At 42.6% G+C, this 17,538-nt stretch carries 14 protein-coding genes; 4 read left to right on the top strand and 10 right to left on the bottom strand.

Annotated features, from left to right (window positions below):
* A complete protein-coding gene (locus tag AC1DM9_RS01150; RefSeq protein ID WP_441880816.1) occupies positions 1 to 567 on the top strand; it encodes a TetR/AcrR family transcriptional regulator in 567 nt (188 codons plus the stop codon).
* A 142-nt stretch (positions 568 to 709) separates the two neighbouring features.
* Here AC1DM9_RS01150 and AC1DM9_RS01145 read toward each other — a convergent pair whose 3' ends face one another.
* The 3 genes from AC1DM9_RS01145 to AC1DM9_RS01135 all read right to left on the bottom strand — a co-directional run bounded on the left by AC1DM9_RS01145 (position 710) and on the right by AC1DM9_RS01135 (position 9,385).
* A complete protein-coding gene (locus AC1DM9_RS01145) occupies positions 710 to 1,051 on the bottom strand; it encodes a hypothetical protein (RefSeq protein WP_477551401.1) in 342 nt (113 codons plus the stop codon).
* A 21-nt stretch (positions 1,052 to 1,072) separates the two neighbouring features.
* Positions 1,073 to 5,458, bottom strand: coding sequence for a helix-turn-helix transcriptional regulator (locus AC1DM9_RS01140; protein ID WP_477578080.1), 4,386 nt, complete (start codon positions 5,456 to 5,458; stop codon positions 1,073 to 1,075).
* Between the two features lie 177 nt (positions 5,459 to 5,635).
* Positions 5,636 to 9,385, bottom strand: a complete 3,750-nt coding sequence (locus AC1DM9_RS01135; RefSeq protein ID WP_477578078.1) for an alpha-L-arabinofuranosidase C-terminal domain-containing protein — start codon at positions 9,383 to 9,385, stop codon at positions 5,636 to 5,638.
* Positions 9,386 to 9,748: 363 nt separating this feature from the next.
* Between AC1DM9_RS01135 and AC1DM9_RS01130 the strand changes: the two genes are divergently transcribed.
* Complete coding sequence (locus tag AC1DM9_RS01130) at positions 9,749 to 10,933, top strand: acyltransferase (protein WP_477578076.1); 1,185 nt, start codon at positions 9,749 to 9,751, stop codon at positions 10,931 to 10,933.
* A 53-nt stretch (positions 10,934 to 10,986) separates the two neighbouring features.
* Here the strand turns inward: AC1DM9_RS01130 and AC1DM9_RS01125 are convergent, their stop codons facing one another.
* Together AC1DM9_RS01125 and AC1DM9_RS01120 are read right to left on the bottom strand one after the other, a co-directional pair.
* Entirely contained in the window at positions 10,987 to 11,622 is a 636-nt protein-coding gene (locus AC1DM9_RS01125; RefSeq protein WP_477578074.1) for a hypothetical protein, read from the bottom strand.
* On the bottom strand, positions 11,622 to 12,089 hold the full coding sequence (locus tag AC1DM9_RS01120) for a hypothetical protein (RefSeq protein WP_477578072.1): 468 nt from the start codon (positions 12,087 to 12,089) through the stop codon (positions 11,622 to 11,624). Before AC1DM9_RS01120 ends, AC1DM9_RS01125 begins: the two co-directional genes overlap by 1 nt.
* Positions 12,090 to 12,331: 242 nt before the next feature.
* Between AC1DM9_RS01120 and AC1DM9_RS01115 the strand changes: the two genes are divergently transcribed.
* A complete protein-coding gene (locus AC1DM9_RS01115; RefSeq protein ID WP_477578070.1) occupies positions 12,332 to 13,204 on the top strand; it encodes a VOC family protein in 873 nt (290 codons plus the stop codon).
* A gap of 96 nt (positions 13,205 to 13,300) precedes the next feature.
* Here AC1DM9_RS01115 and AC1DM9_RS01110 read toward each other — a convergent pair whose 3' ends face one another.
* The 5 genes from AC1DM9_RS01110 to AC1DM9_RS01090 all read right to left on the bottom strand — a co-directional run bounded on the left by AC1DM9_RS01110 (position 13,301) and on the right by AC1DM9_RS01090 (position 16,498).
* Positions 13,301 to 13,708: a GNAT family N-acetyltransferase gene (locus AC1DM9_RS01110; RefSeq protein ID WP_477578068.1), complete on the bottom strand. Its 408-nt coding sequence runs from the start codon at positions 13,706 to 13,708 to the stop codon at positions 13,301 to 13,303.
* A 184-nt stretch (positions 13,709 to 13,892) separates the two neighbouring features.
* Positions 13,893 to 14,939 carry a hypothetical protein gene (locus AC1DM9_RS01105; RefSeq protein ID WP_477578066.1) on the bottom strand — a complete coding sequence of 349 codons (1,047 nt, stop codon included), beginning with the start codon at positions 14,937 to 14,939 and terminating at the stop codon, positions 13,893 to 13,895.
* Positions 14,905 to 15,432, bottom strand: a complete 528-nt coding sequence (locus tag AC1DM9_RS01100; RefSeq protein ID WP_477578064.1) for an RNA polymerase sigma factor — start codon at positions 15,430 to 15,432, stop codon at positions 14,905 to 14,907. Before AC1DM9_RS01100 ends, AC1DM9_RS01105 begins: the two co-directional genes overlap by 35 nt.
* Positions 15,433 to 15,557: 125 nt before the next feature.
* Positions 15,558 to 15,890, bottom strand: coding sequence for a hypothetical protein (locus tag AC1DM9_RS01095; protein WP_477578063.1), 333 nt, complete (start codon positions 15,888 to 15,890; stop codon positions 15,558 to 15,560).
* Positions 15,891 to 15,988: 98 nt separating this feature from the next.
* Positions 15,989 to 16,498: an N-acetyltransferase family protein gene (locus AC1DM9_RS01090; protein WP_477578062.1), complete on the bottom strand. Its 510-nt coding sequence runs from the start codon at positions 16,496 to 16,498 to the stop codon at positions 15,989 to 15,991.
* Positions 16,499 to 16,612: 114 nt separating this feature from the next.
* Between AC1DM9_RS01090 and AC1DM9_RS01085 the strand changes: the two genes are divergently transcribed.
* A complete protein-coding gene (locus AC1DM9_RS01085; protein ID WP_477578061.1) occupies positions 16,613 to 17,494 on the top strand; it encodes a LysR family transcriptional regulator in 882 nt (293 codons plus the stop codon).
* Positions 17,495 to 17,538 lie beyond the last annotated feature (44 nt).

Here is a 17,538-nt window from a genome sequence, read left to right as displayed (position 1 = left end):
ATACCGTATCCCAAAGGTCATAAGATGAAAGTGCGGAATAAGATCGTTGAAAGTGCGGCCCAAGCTTTTCGCACGAAGGGTATACTCGATGTAAGTGTTCCGTTCATTATGAAGGGGGCAGGACTTACGCATGGAGGGTTTTATTCACACTTTGACAACAAAGAACAGCTGGTCGCCGAAGCCTGCCGGTATGCTATCAGCGATACCATAGCCATTTTGCAGAATGCTGCTGATCAGGAGAAGCAGAATCCCAAAATCAATAGTGTCATCGATTATTATTTAAGTCCGTATCACCGCGACAAAACAGAGATGGGCTGCATTCTTCCTGCTCTTTCTGGCGAAATTTCCCGTTCTTCCGAAGAGGTCCGGCAGGTATTTACCCACGAACTGGAGCGGATGATTACTTTCATCTCGAATCTAGCGGGAATTGACACAACCAAGGGCAGCGCACTGATCAGTACAATGGTCGGCACTCTTGTTCTTGCACGGTCTGTTCACGATCCAGAACTGAGCGGCACTCTTCTTTCGGCAGGCAAGCAGTATGCCAAAGAGCTGGTTAGGGCCTAATATTGTCCGTGGTATGTCTAATAAATAAAAAAAAGGCGTCACAGAAATAAATCTCTGTAACGCCATTTTTTCAATATTCACATGATTTCTTAAGCAAATCATGTTATCTTTGGGACATTCTCTTCTGTGTGATTGGTGGAGCCTAGTAATTAGAATAATGTTCTTTCTCTGATCTAACCCATTCAATCAAACCATTCCTTGCGGGATAGGTTTCTTCATAATCAGATTTATCCTTCAGAAGCTGGAGTCCCTTTAACGTTAATTTTGCTGGTTTTAGCGAATAGGCGTCGCCCACTCTCAATACTCTTTCTAGGTACCCTTGTTTCTCAAGAAAACGGATCATATTATCGAATTCATAGTTTAATAGGCCATAGTCCTTCCCATTAGGCATAAAATCTTTTCTATGAATTTCCCTAAGGATACTGTATCCGCCTCTCATTCTCACCTCTCCAATCTTATGAGTAATTATTGTATTCTCCCACATATAAATGCCTATCCCATACAACTAAGTAACCAGCTCTAATTCTTTTGCACGCGCAATGGCCTGACTGCGCCGTTTCACGCCTAGTTTTCCGTATAGATGGAATACATAACTTTTCACGGTGCTTTCCTTTAATCCAAAACGATAGGCGATTTCCTTATTCGACAATCCATCGGTTAAAGCATACAAAATCTCTGCTTCACGGTTTGTCAGCAGTTCAACTAACGGCTGCGGCTGTGCAGCATTGGCAGCGATATCTAGAGGACTGTACTCCGAATCGCTACTAGACGCAGACGCACTGCTTTGAATTAGGAATTCCTCTGACGATTTCAAATAAACCATCCGTGCAATCATAAGATCCAGCACTTCCAGCCTCTCCTTCGTAAATACATCGGAGATCAGATTATTCTCAAAATAAAGGACAGATTGCGATGATGTTCCTGGAAAGGAAACCGGCATACAAAGAACAGACTGAGACTTACTGCGAGTGATATAGGGATCAGCTGCGTATGAACTGCGTGAAGCATTTGCAAGCACAACAGAATCACCTGTCTTAACCACATAACGGACAATAGCCTCCGCGTACGAAACCTCTCCATCACTCTCATTCCTAGTGCCAGCCTGATCTGCAATGGTGAAAACCTCTTCATGGCTCTCCAGCACATATCCCTTTTCCGCACCGGAATACCGAAGTGCCGACTCCAGGAATTGGCTCATTACATTACAGTCATCTGCCTTTCTTGACCAATCTGTAATTTGCCGTATAAACGCCTTTTCATCAACGAACATTGGTGTGGTTTCACGGATAGTGCTTACTTGTCCAATTTCCTCAGTGGCAGCCACGCTTTCTGTTTGTAGTTCCGCCATAGCTAATTTCAGCTTGGAATTTGACTCCATCAGTCTTTTTGCTTTAGCAGTTGCCCCCCATCTTGAATAAGCAGCGCAGGCATCTGCAATCAGAACATCCGCTCCGGTAATACTCCCAGCTTCCCTATAGAAGATTGAAGCACGCTCACAAGAAATAGCCTCCATTAGCCCATTTCCTTCTCTTCGAGCTTCTCGGGTCGCTCCCTCAAATCCTTTGGCTGCATTCACTCGGTCACCATCAATACGGTGGAGCTCAGCTGTTATGAGCAAATATGCTGAAGATTCATTCCCGTAATATCCCGTCCATTGTCTCATGCTGCGCAATTGCTTGTTAAGCTTTGCGCGAATGCCCTTTTGCTCATCCACCGCTGCCTCCGCATACATGGCAGCAAGCGTCAGGGAATGGTAAATATGCTGTTTGCGCACTTGCATCCGGGTTTGACGATATGTGTTGAATTTGCCCTTCTCTACCCATTCCAAGGCATCTTGATAGCGTCCGAACAAATAAGCAATTTCTATCTGACTGGTACAAGTATAATAAACCTCATTATTCAGCTTCTCCTCGAATCGATCCTTCAGCACCGGCACTACGACTTCATCGTATCCACCCGCTCCATCCTGCATTTGTGCCACATACCACCTCGCAATGCGAAAGATATTAACTGTGACTTCATCCAAGAGCTGCTGTGAAATTTCTTCATAATTCGAAATCCGTGCAGTAAGTGTATGCAAATCACCCGTATGAGTGGTCGTAGAGGTTAGCATAGCGATACTTACATAGGACAGATTAATCGATTCCATCCCATAGTAAATCGATTGCTCAAAATGCTTGACGCTTGCTTCAGGATTCTGCTGCAGCCCAACAAGCCCCTTAATATAGTGCAGTCTGCTTCGCAAATCCGAGCTTTCAAAGGAGGCTGATAGCTTAAATGCCAAATCTATATATTGAGGTCCCGTATGATAGAAAGAAATTTTAAAAATAATCATGCCATAGCCAGCAAGCATAAAAGCGAACGCTTCGTTGCTTCCATGCTTTAGAGCATAGCGAATGAACCTCGAGAAAAGTACAGCAGACAGTTCAAGGCTTAATGTAAATACAGAAGAAGATATCGCCATGACCAAGTCCGACAAGGCTTTATACTCAGGATTACGATTAATCGGTAAATTCATAATCTCATGCCGCATACTAAATAATACACCTTGCGTCATGATCAATTCCTTTACGATGACAGCTTTAGAGGGCTCACTAGAAAAAATCCAGCCAAATTCCGCCAGCGCCTGCTTTCCAATATGGACAGCAAGCTCGTCATTCTTCAAGTACGAATACATGGCTATGCGTTTCAGGTAAATCTGAGAGCGCTCCACCAAGTCCGTAGTACAGGACATCAATTGTTCGAGCAGAGCTTCTGCCTTGTCTATGCGACGGCACATAAATTCACATTCAGGCAGCTCCAGCATCAGACGATAGGCTAGTGAGCTCGTACTCCTCCAATCATCCCCCGCAAGCTGCAAGCCTTTTTCAAAAAAGTTCAGAGCAGCCGCAAATGCTGTTGCTGCCTTCGATTTCAAACCTGCCTGATAGTTATATTCAGCTAGCTCCATCTTTTCTGCTTCATTTACCAGCTTATCGCTGCCCATATTCAAGTGATACACCATATCATAAATGGAGTGTTCACGCTCTTCTAATGAATGGTCGCGTAACACACGGCCGATGGTCAGATGCAAGCTCGATTTTTCCGCTTCGGTAATAGTCATATAAGCTGCCTGCTGCACACGGTCATGCATAAATGTATAATAACCTTCATCCGCTGCTGCATCATCCATTTCAATTTCTCTACTTAATAAACCCTCTTCCTCTACTAAACGTAAAAGCTGAAGTGTATGAAGCGGAGAGCGACCGCTTACTAAAGCGATCGTAGAGGAATGAAAACGATGACCAATCGCTGCACCTATGGCAAGCAGCTCAATCATATCCGCTGAAAGCATACGAATACGGGTCCCGATTAAATGAAGAATGTCAGGATGTTCCGGTATCTGTGTAACTGCCGCAGCATCCCAATTCCAAATCGCAGCTTCCTCATCATAATAAAGCTTATTCTCACGATACAGGCTGTCTAGAAGACGATGTACGAATAGTGGATTACCGCCTGTTCGATGATATAGCACCTCTGCAAGTGTTCGTACACGAGCCGAATTTTCGTTAAGAACATGCGAAAGGACCTGCCTTACATCCAAATAGGTCAGCGCTTCGAGGGCGATATGCTGTACAGGTATGGATGAGCTTGCATGCTGCAAGTTCAGTGTGTTCTCCATCCATAAGGCTGCTTCACCTTGATTTGCTCCGTTGTCCGAGCAGCCAGAAGCCGTTTCTACTCTTAACGTTCCTATTACTAGTAAGTTTAATCTATTGGGAGCATGGGCAAGCGAACGAAGGACATCCAACGTAGCTGGGTCTGCCCATTGTAGATCGTCTAGAAAAATAAGGAGAGGATGTTCCTTTTCAGCAAATATATTCATAAAAAGAGGAATCAAGCGATGAAACCGAATAGCCGCTTCGGCAGGAGGCAGCGGCTCCACAGACGGAAGTTCGCCAAAAAGCTTAGCTGCTTCTGGCAGCAGCTGTACGATAACAGCTGCTCCTTGACCTAATGCCTCTTCCAACTGTAACTTCAGCTTTGCCATTCGTTCAGGGGACTGGCTGTATATTTGCCGAATCAAGCTCCGCAGAGCCTGCAAGAGCGGCGAGAGAGGAACGTCACGATTCATCAGATCACATTTTCCTCCAATGAACAGACTGCCTTCTTTTCTAGCCAGCACCTGAAACTCTCGAATAAGCGCGGTTTTTCCACTGCCTGCACTTCCGCTAACGAATACGAACGAAGACACGCCGGCTTGCGCCTGTTGCAAAGCCTCGCGGAGCGCCTTTCCCTCCATTTCACGGCCAAAAAGAGTTTTTGGCAGCTGAAACCGACTAGCCTCATCGACACGAGCGATTTCGAAAGGGATGATTTCTCCTTTTTTCTCCATAGAAGAAGCACAGCTTTTCAAATCAAACAGCAATCCAAAAGCACTCTGATAGCGGTCTTCTGGCCTCTTCGACAACAGCTTCATAATTATATTTTCGAGAGAATCCTCCAGCTCCAAACGCACCTCACGCAAAGGCATTGGCACAATCGCAAGATGGGCATGCAGCCATTCTTCCCTATTCTGAGCTTGAAAGGGCAGACGACCTGCGAGCATGTGATAAAATATCATGCCGATTGCATACAAATCGCTTCGTTCGTCAGCTTTACGGTTGATTCTGCCTGTTTGTTCAGGAGATAGGTAGGCGTAATCTGTTATTCTTTCGTCTGTGAGCACAACAGTATTTATTTCCGATTGAATGAGTATCCCTGCTGGATTCAAATGACCGATTAGTAGGTTTTGCTTATGAGCCTTATGTACGGATTCAGTCAGCGCGATCGCTATATGTAAAAAGGAAGGTGTATCCATTTTATTTCCGTTCAGCAATTCCTTTAACTTAACATTATTTACAAGCAACATGTTATCCAGTCCTCCATCTTATCCGTGCAATGCTACTTTTCCAAAACGTTAAAGGCTATTCCACAGTTTATCACTGTTCAGTCAAGTAATGAATAAGAATTACAAATAGGTCTGGTTGCCAATAAAAGAGCCTCAGAGACTAGTCTCTGAGGCTCAATGATAAAGTAATTTTCCCGATTACATTAGGCTCACTATAATAACATTTACAGAATTGGCGGCCAAATTTATTATGGCAGTGTTATTCTCCATTTTTATTTCAGCTTCCATTGGGGTTATTTTCTCATCGTTCTTTTTGTTCACATTCGGAACATGAACAAGTGAAGCATCACCCGTTAATATGACCCATTTACCCGTAGTAGCTGCATTTATCCCTTTAAAATCAAGCTTCACTGCTTTCTCCACACCGTCTGCATTAACCAGCTTCACATACATATGCTTGTCATCTTTGGTAACGGAATGATAGATTTCCCTGTTATAGGCTTCCAGTTTATAATCCAGAACCTTGCTTGTTACTACGCCATCCGTATAGGAACAGATCAAATGCTGGCCATCAGCTCCTCCATAGTTCACTGTAATCGTGTATTCGGTATGATCGGCGAGCTCTTCATAGCAGCTAGCTCTTAAGTTGCCTGCGGCTGTGCTCGAGGAGTAATCCCCTAACGTATAACCCTCGATTCCTTGCTTATACACCTTTACGCCAGTGGCGCTGCCATTATAGCCGATCACATATTCTATGACATCCTTATTGTCGGGTGAAATATCGGTCAAGCCTGCGCCTACATAAAAACCGTCTGTACCGGATATTCGTTCTGCTGCTACCTCAACTTTGTAATTGGTCCATGCTTCATTAAGGATATACAATCCATTCAAGCCGCTGCTCTGCGCTTTTAATACCAAGCCTTTGGCCGAATCAAGCGTATAACCTGCCGAGCCCGGAATGACTTGCCAAGCCGCATTTAATGCCTTCGTAAAATCCTGTTCAAAAAGCACGCTGCCATCCACATTGGACGTTACTTTCACACGCTTCACAACAATATCTGCATTTCCAGCAGCCACTTCAATGCCACCGCGAGGGATGAGCGCAGACCGCTCACCGTTCCGATAAGTCGTAAACGACGTATCTGCTACTTTAGTGCCGATGTATTTTCCGAATAGCTGCTGCACGTAATAGTTCGGTGTATACCATACCGTTTCATCATCAAACCAAATACAATCCGGGGTCCATCGATATGTACCATCTGTCAGAACCTTATTAAACAACGGTGCAGTTGCTGCTAATCGAACGACATCCGAGTTATTCTCAAAGCTGGTCATAATCGCTGCTTCTGCAATTGCCCCAGCCAATGTGTTTTTATCCGTTGAAGCATATTCGCCGACAAATACTTTGGAGGTCTCGGCTTCATTCAGGCTGCCATCATCATTATAAGCTCTGTAATAGTAATTATATCGGTCCGCATTAGCTAACAAATACTCATTCGAACGATAGTAGTGCTCATCCGCAATCGTATCCATGTAATTCTTTTGCTTCTCATACCACGTAACGGTTTCCTCAATGCGCGACAGCCCGTCCGTAAAGCTTATCGTCTCCGAGCCTGCCAAGCTGCCGCTTAAAAACTTCCAGCCCTGCTGATAAGCATCATCATCCGCTTGCGCGCCCACGGTTGAAATAATATGCAGCTCATATCCAGCGTAATGCTGCTCCATATAATCATCAATAGCTGCTTTAAAATATTCAAAGTTCGCAAAAAATTCTGTACCCCAGTTTTCATTGCCGACACCTAAATAACGCAAATCAAACGCCGCTTCGTGGCCCATTTTTTTACGCAAAGCAGCCCATTCGTTATTCTCAAAATCTGTACTAATCGCAAAATCAATTAAGTCTGTAAAGTTTTTTACGTAGTAGTCCCTAAGCTTGCCGCCAGCGGGATTCGCGTAATCCGAACGAGCCTGGCAAAGCACGCCGCAGGCCATAACTGGGAGCGGAGTGGCATTCAGATCTTCAGCCAACTGGAAATATTCCATATAGCCAAGGCCCATCGTCATCATGTAACCCCATACGTTAAAGTTTTCTTTGCGCAGCTCCACATCCCCTATAGATTCCTTCCAATCGTATACGTTTTCCCAAATGTGAGAGCCCTCCGAAATACAGCCGCCTGGAAAACGAAGAAATGTAGGATGCAAATCAACTAGTGCGTTTACTAAGTCTTTTCGCAGTCTATAGTTTGGATTTCCTTTAAAGTTTGCATGAGCCGTCGAGGATCGCTGTTCCTCGCCCGCGCCCCAAACATCCTCCGGCATCAGTGAGACCATATCGATCGAAATTTCGCCGTTAAAGGTTAAAGCCAATTGACCAAACACCGTTGTTAAGCCCGTCAATACAAGAGGGCTGTCCACACCGTACTTTTTCCATATGCCTCCGCCTTCTATTTGAACAACCACTGTGTCGCTGATAGAGACACCCTCTTTATCCAGCAGCTGCAAGGTGATCGTGCCTGCCGCTTCAGCTCTTGCCCAGATCGTAAAGTTGTATTTGGCAGCTTGTCTAATCGCCATTGCACAGTTTTGATTGGAATCCGCAAAACCTCGATTGGATATCGTCGCTCCGCTCGCTACCGTTACATAATGAGCATTCACATCTTTGTCTGTTATTCCGAAAAAGTCATTTAAACCGCCCGTATTTTTCACCGTCATTTGCTTTGTATCGCCCGACCATGCATGCAGAGGCGTGTAGTTTCTTCCTGTTGAAGCACCATGCTCGCCGCACACATGAGAGTAGCTGTCGAACGCAAATGACTCGAAGGAGCGGTTCTGTACGAGCTCCGCGTATATACCGCCATCAGCTGCATTGTTAATATCCTCATAAAATAAGCCGTATAAAACGGGACTGACATCCAATATCTCTTTGCTTCCATCAATAGTCAACGTATACGGTGGTACACCTTGAGGAAGTACAGATACGGTGAAGCTTTTTACAGCGGAGCTTGCTCCTTTACTTACGATGGCTGTCATCGTTACGCCCTTTGCCGACTGCATTTCCTTGTTGACGATTCCCTCATTAGAAATCGTGCCGATATCACTCGATGCCCATGATACGCTCACTTTGCCGCCCATTAGAGAAGAAGGCAGCGCAATATCTTTTGTAATAATGAAGGTTGGGAACGTTAAGTACTTGTCTTTGGCAAGTTCAACAATCTCTTCATCCGTCAACGATTCGCACATCACTTCAATTACTTCATCTTGTGTTAGTCCCGCTTTGTATACACGGAAATCCGAAAGCGAACCGCAAAAATCCACATCTGCATCGTACTGGGACATTCCAATATAGTTGTTGCAGTAATTCTCTTGGTCAGCGAAAGAAGCAAACCATGCACGCAATTTAGCATAGGTACCGCTTGATGTCTGACTGATCGTTCCATCTGCAGCCACCTCGCCATTCACATATACAATCGGTCCTGCACTGCTGGATGTACCGGACTTCGTGCCTGCTACAGACATAGAAATATGCATCCATTCTCCCGCCGCAAAAGTCTTTCCAGGATCTGCGATCAAGTCTTCCCCTGCAAAACAAGCTGCACGCAAATTGCGTGTTAAGAACATATAAGGGCCTGTCTGCCCCTTGCCGAAATCAAAAATTCTTTCCCATACGCTTGAGCCTTTTCCCGCATATACCCAAGTTGAAATGGTAATACCGGTCAAATCACTAACATCCTTCAGGAGATCCACAGGCAGCTTCACATAGGATGTGCCGTTGCGTCCCCCTGAAAGCATGACTGCAGTCTTGCCTCCTACGGTTTGAATGGAAGCACCTGATGCCGACCCGTCATTTCTATTCCCTGAGCTGTCCTTGCCGATATGTTCAGCAAGATCAAACTTGTATTGCGCGATTAAACTATCATTAATAAATTCATTACCGTCATTACGTTTCATGTAAGATCACCCGTCATCTTTATTTTAGAATCAAAAATAACTTAACTATCATATGAATTCATACGAGAAAAGACAGTAAATACACAAATCTATTTCATTTCACAAGAGTATAATAACATAAACATTATTTGATTAATATAATTACTAATTAATATTTTTAATGATTATATCTGTTAAACCTGATGGCTGTAAACCAAAGCACAAAAAGCCTCTTTCAGCGTTAGGAAGAGGCTCTTTCTTCTGTAATCCGATGCAAAAATAAAAGTATTGGCTGAAACTGGGACTAACCTTATAATAACGAATAGAGGTTTCCTCATAGCCTCTTAACACAAGCTAGTATCTTATAAAAATAAGGGGATTTTAATGGCACAATTAGCAAAAAGACCATATTTACCTGCGCTAGACATTTTTAGAGCATTCGGTATTTTAGCGGTCATCATGATTCACGCAACATCAGCGGTCGTAGCTAACTACGATCACAAGGCTACGCTATATCCTCTTTATGTCTTTCTAAACACATTTACCAAATTCGCAGTGCCCGTCTTCATCTTTCTAAGCGGCTTCGTCCTGTTTTACAACTACTACAATAAACCCTTCACAGCAACAGCAATTGGGCAGTTTTACAAAAAACGAATATCTAAAGTATTGATTCCTTTTATATTATTTTCGTTCCTCTATTTCGCCTTTACGAGACTGGCAGCTTACGGATTTAGTGACCTGCAGACCTTTATCGGTTACTTTACAACGACTAAATTTCTCAAAATGCTTATTTTTGGAAAAACCTATGTCCATCTTTATTTTGTCGTTATTATTATTCAATTTTATGCAATATCACCACTAATGCTGTACGCCGTTAATCGGTTTCGAAAATCCAGCCGGCATATCGTCTGGATCGGTTTGCTGGTGCAATGGTTATTTATTTTTATCATTGTCCGGGAATATCATGTGGTTAGCCCCGGCAGCTATGCGTTTACGTATATGCTTTATTTTACAGCAGGTGCATTTATCGGTATTTATTATGAGAAATTCGCTGAATGGGTTAATCTCACAAGAAAAAACGCTACTCCGGCAAAAATTGCAGCATCGCTTGTGCTGTGGGCACTATTCTTATCGTCAAATATGACTATGGTCTACTTTTATTACGAGAAACGGTTAACTGGGCTATCTGTTATAAACACAAGTCTATTAGAACTGATAGATGAGGTGCGTTGCGTTACGGCTGCTATTGTGCTGCTTCAAGTTTCCTTCTGGATTTATACATCATGGAACAAGATGGTCGTCAAAGCTCTTATACATATCGGTGCCACATCCTTTGGCATATATTTGGTCCATCCCTTAATTCTGTATTTATACCGCCAGACGAATGCCAGCGGCTCTCCAATTCTGTTCCATGTTTGGGTGGCCGGCGGCTTCCTGCTCGCACTCGTTATTCCTTGGGCTATCATGGCACTTAGCGCACCATTCAAATGGCACTGGCTGCTGTTTGGTCCGCTTCCAACTAAGAAGAAACAGCCTGCTTCTCCAATACAGCCAAGTATTCAAGGATAATAAAAAAAAGAGCCGTTCGATCGCTTCCAAAGAAAGCGCGGACGGCTCTTCTATTAAATTGCTTCCTTCATTTCCGTTTCTGATTTCGCATCCGCTTTAATCTCCCGCTGCTCATCATTTAGCTCATATAATAATTGCCCGTTTGCATCATAGGCATACACTTTATTCATTCTGGAAGCCGACTGCTCTTTAGTAGAACTGCGAATAGAACGCCCAGCAAGATATACCCCGTCTTTCATAAGCGCATCCTGCTCATATCCATCCCACCATGCAATTTGCACCCTGCTTATATTCGGATCATTCAGTTGACCAACAGCATAATAATGTCGATACTTGCCAAAAGTAGACATACCCATCCGAAAGCTGAGTATGATTTGCGGGTCCAGCTTCATTCCAAATCCACCGTCGCGGAAGCTCCAGAAAAATCCAAGCGAACGTTTCACGAACAATTGATGTTGGAGCTCATGTTTATGATCAACGATTAGCAACAGCTCATAGCCTTGGCCTGTCTTTGATTTTAAGGAAATAGGAGCGTAAGGAGACTCCATCATATCCAGTGCATGCTGTGCTACTTTCTCCACACGAATAGAGCTTTGTGAGAAAAGCGCAGAATAGATGATGGAGCAAGCCAGAAGAATCAATAACCAACGGATCAAGTGTCCGAAAATTATTTTTGTAGTTGTCTGCATTAGTCTGCCTTCCCCCTTTCAAGCGGAATATAAAAGGAAAAGGACTCGCCATAAGCTTCATTAAATACAGTGACGCTTTTCAGATTAGGCGGCACGTTAGTAAACGTAAATTCTCTATTTGATCGATAAAGCCGCCTGGTTGCACTTGAAGATTTATTCTCAAGCGCCTCATTGGCGTCTGTTTTTATTTGAATGGTATTAGGCAGTTGCGGCACCGAAAAAAATCGTTTTGAAGACAAATAAACAACCAGCTTCCCTTCCCCATAAACAACGCCGTCAATACTTATCTCTTTGTTGAAATAGGTTTGCTTATCTGCATCCACCTTATAATAAAAACCTTTCTTCTTAGCCTCGCTCAGCTCAGCATCATGATCAAACAAATCAATTGAAGGAAGTGCAAAAAGCAGCGAAAAACCTCCAATAACAATAAGCAGCACCCACTCTACCCTTCGTATTATTTTTCTCATTTCAACCTCCTTTTGATTAAAATACTATAAGTTGATTACTTTTAATAAGCTACTTTAATTTTTATACTGCATATGCTATTATAAACCTAATTCATACGATTTGAGCTTATAGCAGCCTTAATTATCGTTGGTTACATTTTCCAATATTGTACATGATATAGACGTAAAGGACTATGCTTTAGGTGCAGTTTATTTAAAGCAATCAAGTATCACAACCATATATACTTCAAGGAGGATTAATCATGTCGACATTTTTGGATGAACAAATTTCACTGGGAGAAATAAAGCTTAAGGTAAGCAATCTCGAGCGTTCAATCCTTTTTTATACGGAAGTTGTCGGGCTAAAGGTTTTGCAGCATGATGAAATACATCGTGTTGCAGCGTTCACTGCTGATGGGAAACATTCACTGCTCGTTCTAGAGGAAGTACCGAATGCCGTTGTGCCGCAAAAACGCTCTCATGCTGGTTTGTACCATTTTGCAATTCTGCTGCCGGATCGTCGCTCATTATCGCTTGCACTCCGCAACTTGATCACAAGCGGCATTCATATTGGGCAGGCCGATCACTTGGTAAGCGAGGCGCTTTATATTTCAGATCCGGATCATAACGGTATCGAAATTTACGCGGATCGTCCGCGTGAAGAGTGGAAGCGAGATGCCGAGGGCAATTATGTGATGGCAACAGACCCGCTTGATTGGGAAGATCTGCTTGCTCAGAGTGATGGTTTGGAATGGAGCGGTCTCCCGCAAGGAACCGTTATTGGACATATCCATCTTCACGTAGGCGACCTTAGGAAGTCGCGCGCGTTTTATGAAGGCAAGCTAGGCTTTGATGTTGTTGGCGATTATGCTCAAATGGCTGCTGTATTCGTCTCGGCTGGCGGATACCATCACCATATCGGCATGAACATTTGGGCAGGCGCAGGTGCTGCCTTGCCATCTGCCAATACGGTTGGCTTATCTTATTATACGATTGTTTTCCCAACTGCAACATCTCGTGAAGCTTGGCTCGAGCATCTGCGCAGCGACGGTGTTGAAGCTGCAGAGCAAGGAAACGCGTTCGTTGTACATGACGCTTCCGGCATTGCTATTCACGCGACTGTAAAATCGGATTAATTGTTTATTCTAGTGAGCAGAGCTGATTCAAATAACAAAGACGGACTAGGACATCAAATCATGTCCTAGACTGCCTTTGGTTTGTTCACCCCTAAACTATCTTTTCACTAGGCGATTCATGAATCGTTCAGTATCTTTTTTAAATCCATACTGTTCATACAATTCATGAGCATCATGCGTTCGCAGTATGCCCCCAATCCCTTCGAATTCTTTGGTAATGAATTCAACTAACTTCTTTCCGAGCCCTCTGCCTCTGTATTCTTCGTCAATAAAAACATCACACAAATAATAAATCGTTGCCCAATCCGTTACAATTCGAGCGAATCCAACCTGCCTTTTATTATCGTAGATGCCAAAACAAACTGAATTTTGAATGGATTTATGAATCGTTTCCGCTGGCCTTTGGTTTGCCCAATAACTCCTTGATAAAAATTTGCAAACGGAATCCATATCAATAAGTGACTTGTCATCACTAATTAGAAACTCTTTATATAGATGGTTCAAGTTGATACCCTCGTTTCATATTGTATTTTTATACATATAAATTAATATATATTCAGAATAATTTTATTTATATTTCTTGTCAATACAATGCAGGTTAACAGCTTCTTCTGTAACCAGTCCATACCATCAACAAAGAAAAGAGGAACTGCATACCTGCAGTTCCTCAAATCGCACAAGAATTGAATTAGTCCATCGGAATGACCTTATCAAAAAATTCGACAGCTTTTATTTCTTTATCATTAATAATAGGGGTAAATGGCTTCACAATCGTTATGGTGTTAGTTATAAGATCCCCTGAGGACATCCCCTTAAAAACAGCCGTTGTCTCCGATGTTCCATCTTTGTAATGTATGGTGATCGGATAATGATCCGCATACTCGTTTAACCCTATTTCCCGCGAGGAGCGGCTCGCTGCCTCAGAAATCTCTTTGGTATGCGCACTGTCTACTTTTATTGTAACGGAAATGGGCGAGATAGAAATGGATGATAGTTTTGCATCGTAGTTATATAATAGTATGTCCTGATCAATCTGATACGTTGTTGACATATCCTTATAGTCCAAATTGAATTTGATTTTCCATGAACCTGGATTTACTTTTTCAAATATATCGGGATAAACATCTGCCGCCTCTAAATGACTAAGCATCAAAGTAACAGGACTTCCTGCGATTGTTCTATTCTTCGTTAAATAACTCATCATTAGACTGATTTTATTATCGCTTGGATTCTCATCGTCCAATAAGGTGTAACCGGTAGAGGAGCTATTGGTACTCATATGGTCAAAACTTAAATGTGTCTCAAAACGATACCTTTTGGCATCTAGAACGGTACCTTCCGGCGCGGTGAAGTCCAAAAGAACATATATCAAATTGCTGTCTCCGATAATCTGTTTAACTTCAATTGTTCCATTCTCGTTTACCGCTTTTTTGTTGACCAATTGAGCGCCGTTTTCCAAATACAGCTCCTGTTCGTCATTCAACGGGTTTAGAAAGTTCAAAAATTTCATATCGAGGCCCATATAGCTTGCTGCAAAAGCAGTTGTCGTTAGCAAACAGATCATAACCGCTGATGCCAGCATCGCAGATCTTACATGTCTCCATGATGTTGGTATTCTTTTGTCCACGGTTTCCGATTCAATTTTTACAATTATGTCATGTAATAGCTTGTCCTTATGTTCCTTCTTAGGCTTTATGGTTTCAAACATGCCCTTGAACTGGTTTTCCGTCAACATATATCCCTCCCAAATCAGCCTTCAGGCGTGTTCGTCCTTTTGATAATTGTGTTTGCAGCGTACTCTCTTTTCGATCTAATAGCTTTGATATTTCTTTTACAGAATAATCCTCCACATAGTAGAGGTATAACACCGTTCTGTATTTTTCAGGAAGCCGCAGCAATTTCTCGAGTATATCCCTCTGCTGCTCATTGTTTTCCCAGTATGTTTTTTCCGGCAAAACGTCTACATCAACCCGGCGAGATCTCCACCAGCTTTTTAATATGTCTTTACAGGTATTTTTGGTCGTCACAATAAGCCATGCTTTTTCATGCTCGCCGTCATTAAAGGTTTTGTTGTGCTTGAATAGCTTTAAAAATACAGACTGAACAGCGTCATCCGCATCCATCGTATTTTTCAATAGGATGAAACATAATCTGTACACCATATCGATATTCCGCTCATACATTTCAGAAAACTCACTATGGGTACGACTTAAAGATTTGTTGTCCATTTATTCACCTCCTATATAAAACACGAACGACCATTCAAAAATATCTTATAAGAACTTTTTTTATATGGCTTCATGAAATAAGAGCAGCCTGCCATGCGGCAAACTGCTCCTTGTTCTTTATTTTATTAGAATTCAATCCATATTGGCAGTATTAAAAAAATGATTGTAACTACAACGCTTATAGCAAGCAGGAGTTCACCAATTCTTTTGCTGACGACTGCTCCAAAATCATGAATATTTCTTTTCGAAACTAATATTGTCGCTAACCAAAACGGCATGGAAGCTAAAAAGGGATAGTTGAAACCATCTGTGCCGTTTGAATATACTGCTAATCCGATTAGGTTAAAGAGAGAGTGAGTTAAAATAAAACCATTCCCAAAATTATAATTTATTAAAAACCCCGAAAATAAAAAAAGTATAGAAAGTGATCCATAACCAAAAGGTTTTCTAACTGCCAAAATAGATCAACTCCTCCGCAGATACAATATCCATATTGTACCATATGAATTTATGTGATGATATCTATTCTGGGAGGTTGCCTGAGCTAACAGGTCAATTAATTCAGCATTTTGTAATAGAAAATCGTTGCATCTAATTTACCGTCTGCCGATCGTGCATAGCCAGGAATGCGTCCGGCTTCAATGTACTCTAATGAAGTATACAGGATATTCGAAGGATCATCCTCCCTCGTATCGAGAACTAACAATGTTCTGCCTTCGTGCCTTGCTCGTTCCTCTGCCTTTTGCATGAGTAAACGGCCTATTCCTCTAAGACGATAGTTTGGATGGGTCATTAATTTTGCAATTTCCCCTCTATGTCCGCCATTTTGCTTCGTACATAGATGCAGCTGCACGCTCCCAACGATTCGATCATCGATTTTGGCAACGTATAAAATCACCTCTGGACTTAACACAGCCTCCCAGTACATTACAGCATCAGAAAACTTCATTGGGGGTAAAAAGCCAATTGACGCACCATCTTCAACGACCTGCACCAACAGATCCGCCAGCCCGCTAACATGCTCTTCAATGGATTGTATTTGTTCAATCATCACATCACCAGCCATTCAAATCTCCTCCAAACCATGAGTATAGTTTAATAGTAATGATCGAAGTATAATTTGTATAACGAATTTATTTGATTATAATGATTCATATTTCAAATTAGTTGAGGTGCAGCTATGGATATTCCACAGTTAGAGGCTTTCTTATCCGTGTGCAAAATTCGCAATTTCACAAGGGCTGCAGAGTATTTGCATATCTCACAATCTGCTGTTACAGCAAGAATAAAAGCGCTGGAACAGTCCGTCGGAAAACCGCTGTTTCTACGTGATAATCGGAATGTAAGCTTAACGCAGGCAGGCATCCATTTCCTTCCTTATGCAGAGAGGATGCTGCTGCTGTTTGAAGAAAGCAAGGTGACGTTATCCGAAGGATTAGAAAACTATATCGTCATGAGCGGACCTGGCTCTGTTTGGCATTACTATTATTTGCAGCACATTGTTTCATTTAGGCAAGCACACCCGAAGGTGGCTATTAAATTTCTGAGCTACATCGATTCCAGCTACATGATTCGAGATCTTTTACTCGATGGCGTTGTACAAGTAGCTATTCGATACGACCCTCTTGATCGCCCTAATGTTACTAAACATTTCCTATTTGAGGACGAAATTATTCTTGTTTCTTCTCAAAATAGTTCTAACTTGTTTACGAAAACAGACTTCTTCTCGGGACAATATTGTCACATCGAGTGGGGATATCCGTTTCCAGATTGGTTTCGCTCGATCGTTGGGGATGGTTATCTGCCTACTTTTGAAAAGGACCACTCCACCATAATGCTCACATTGCTTTTGCAAGGAGCAGGATTTGGCTTCCTTCCCCGATCTATTGCGCAGCCTTTTCTAGATGATTACCGTTTATATGAACTGCGCTGCGAATTGCCTTTTCCAGTTACGAGGGCCTATGCACTCTATCTAACAGACAATCACGACCATCCAAGCGTAAAACTAGCCTTGCAATTGCTCAATATTCCTCTAGCTTCGGCAGGAAATTCAACACGCTGATCGTTTTCAAAATCTCCAAACCATTCCAGCCTCCGCCTTAAGAC

It is taken from the genome of Paenibacillus sp. 01T431, assembly GCF_056398625.1.
This window is presented reverse-complemented; position numbering and strand designations above follow the sequence as displayed.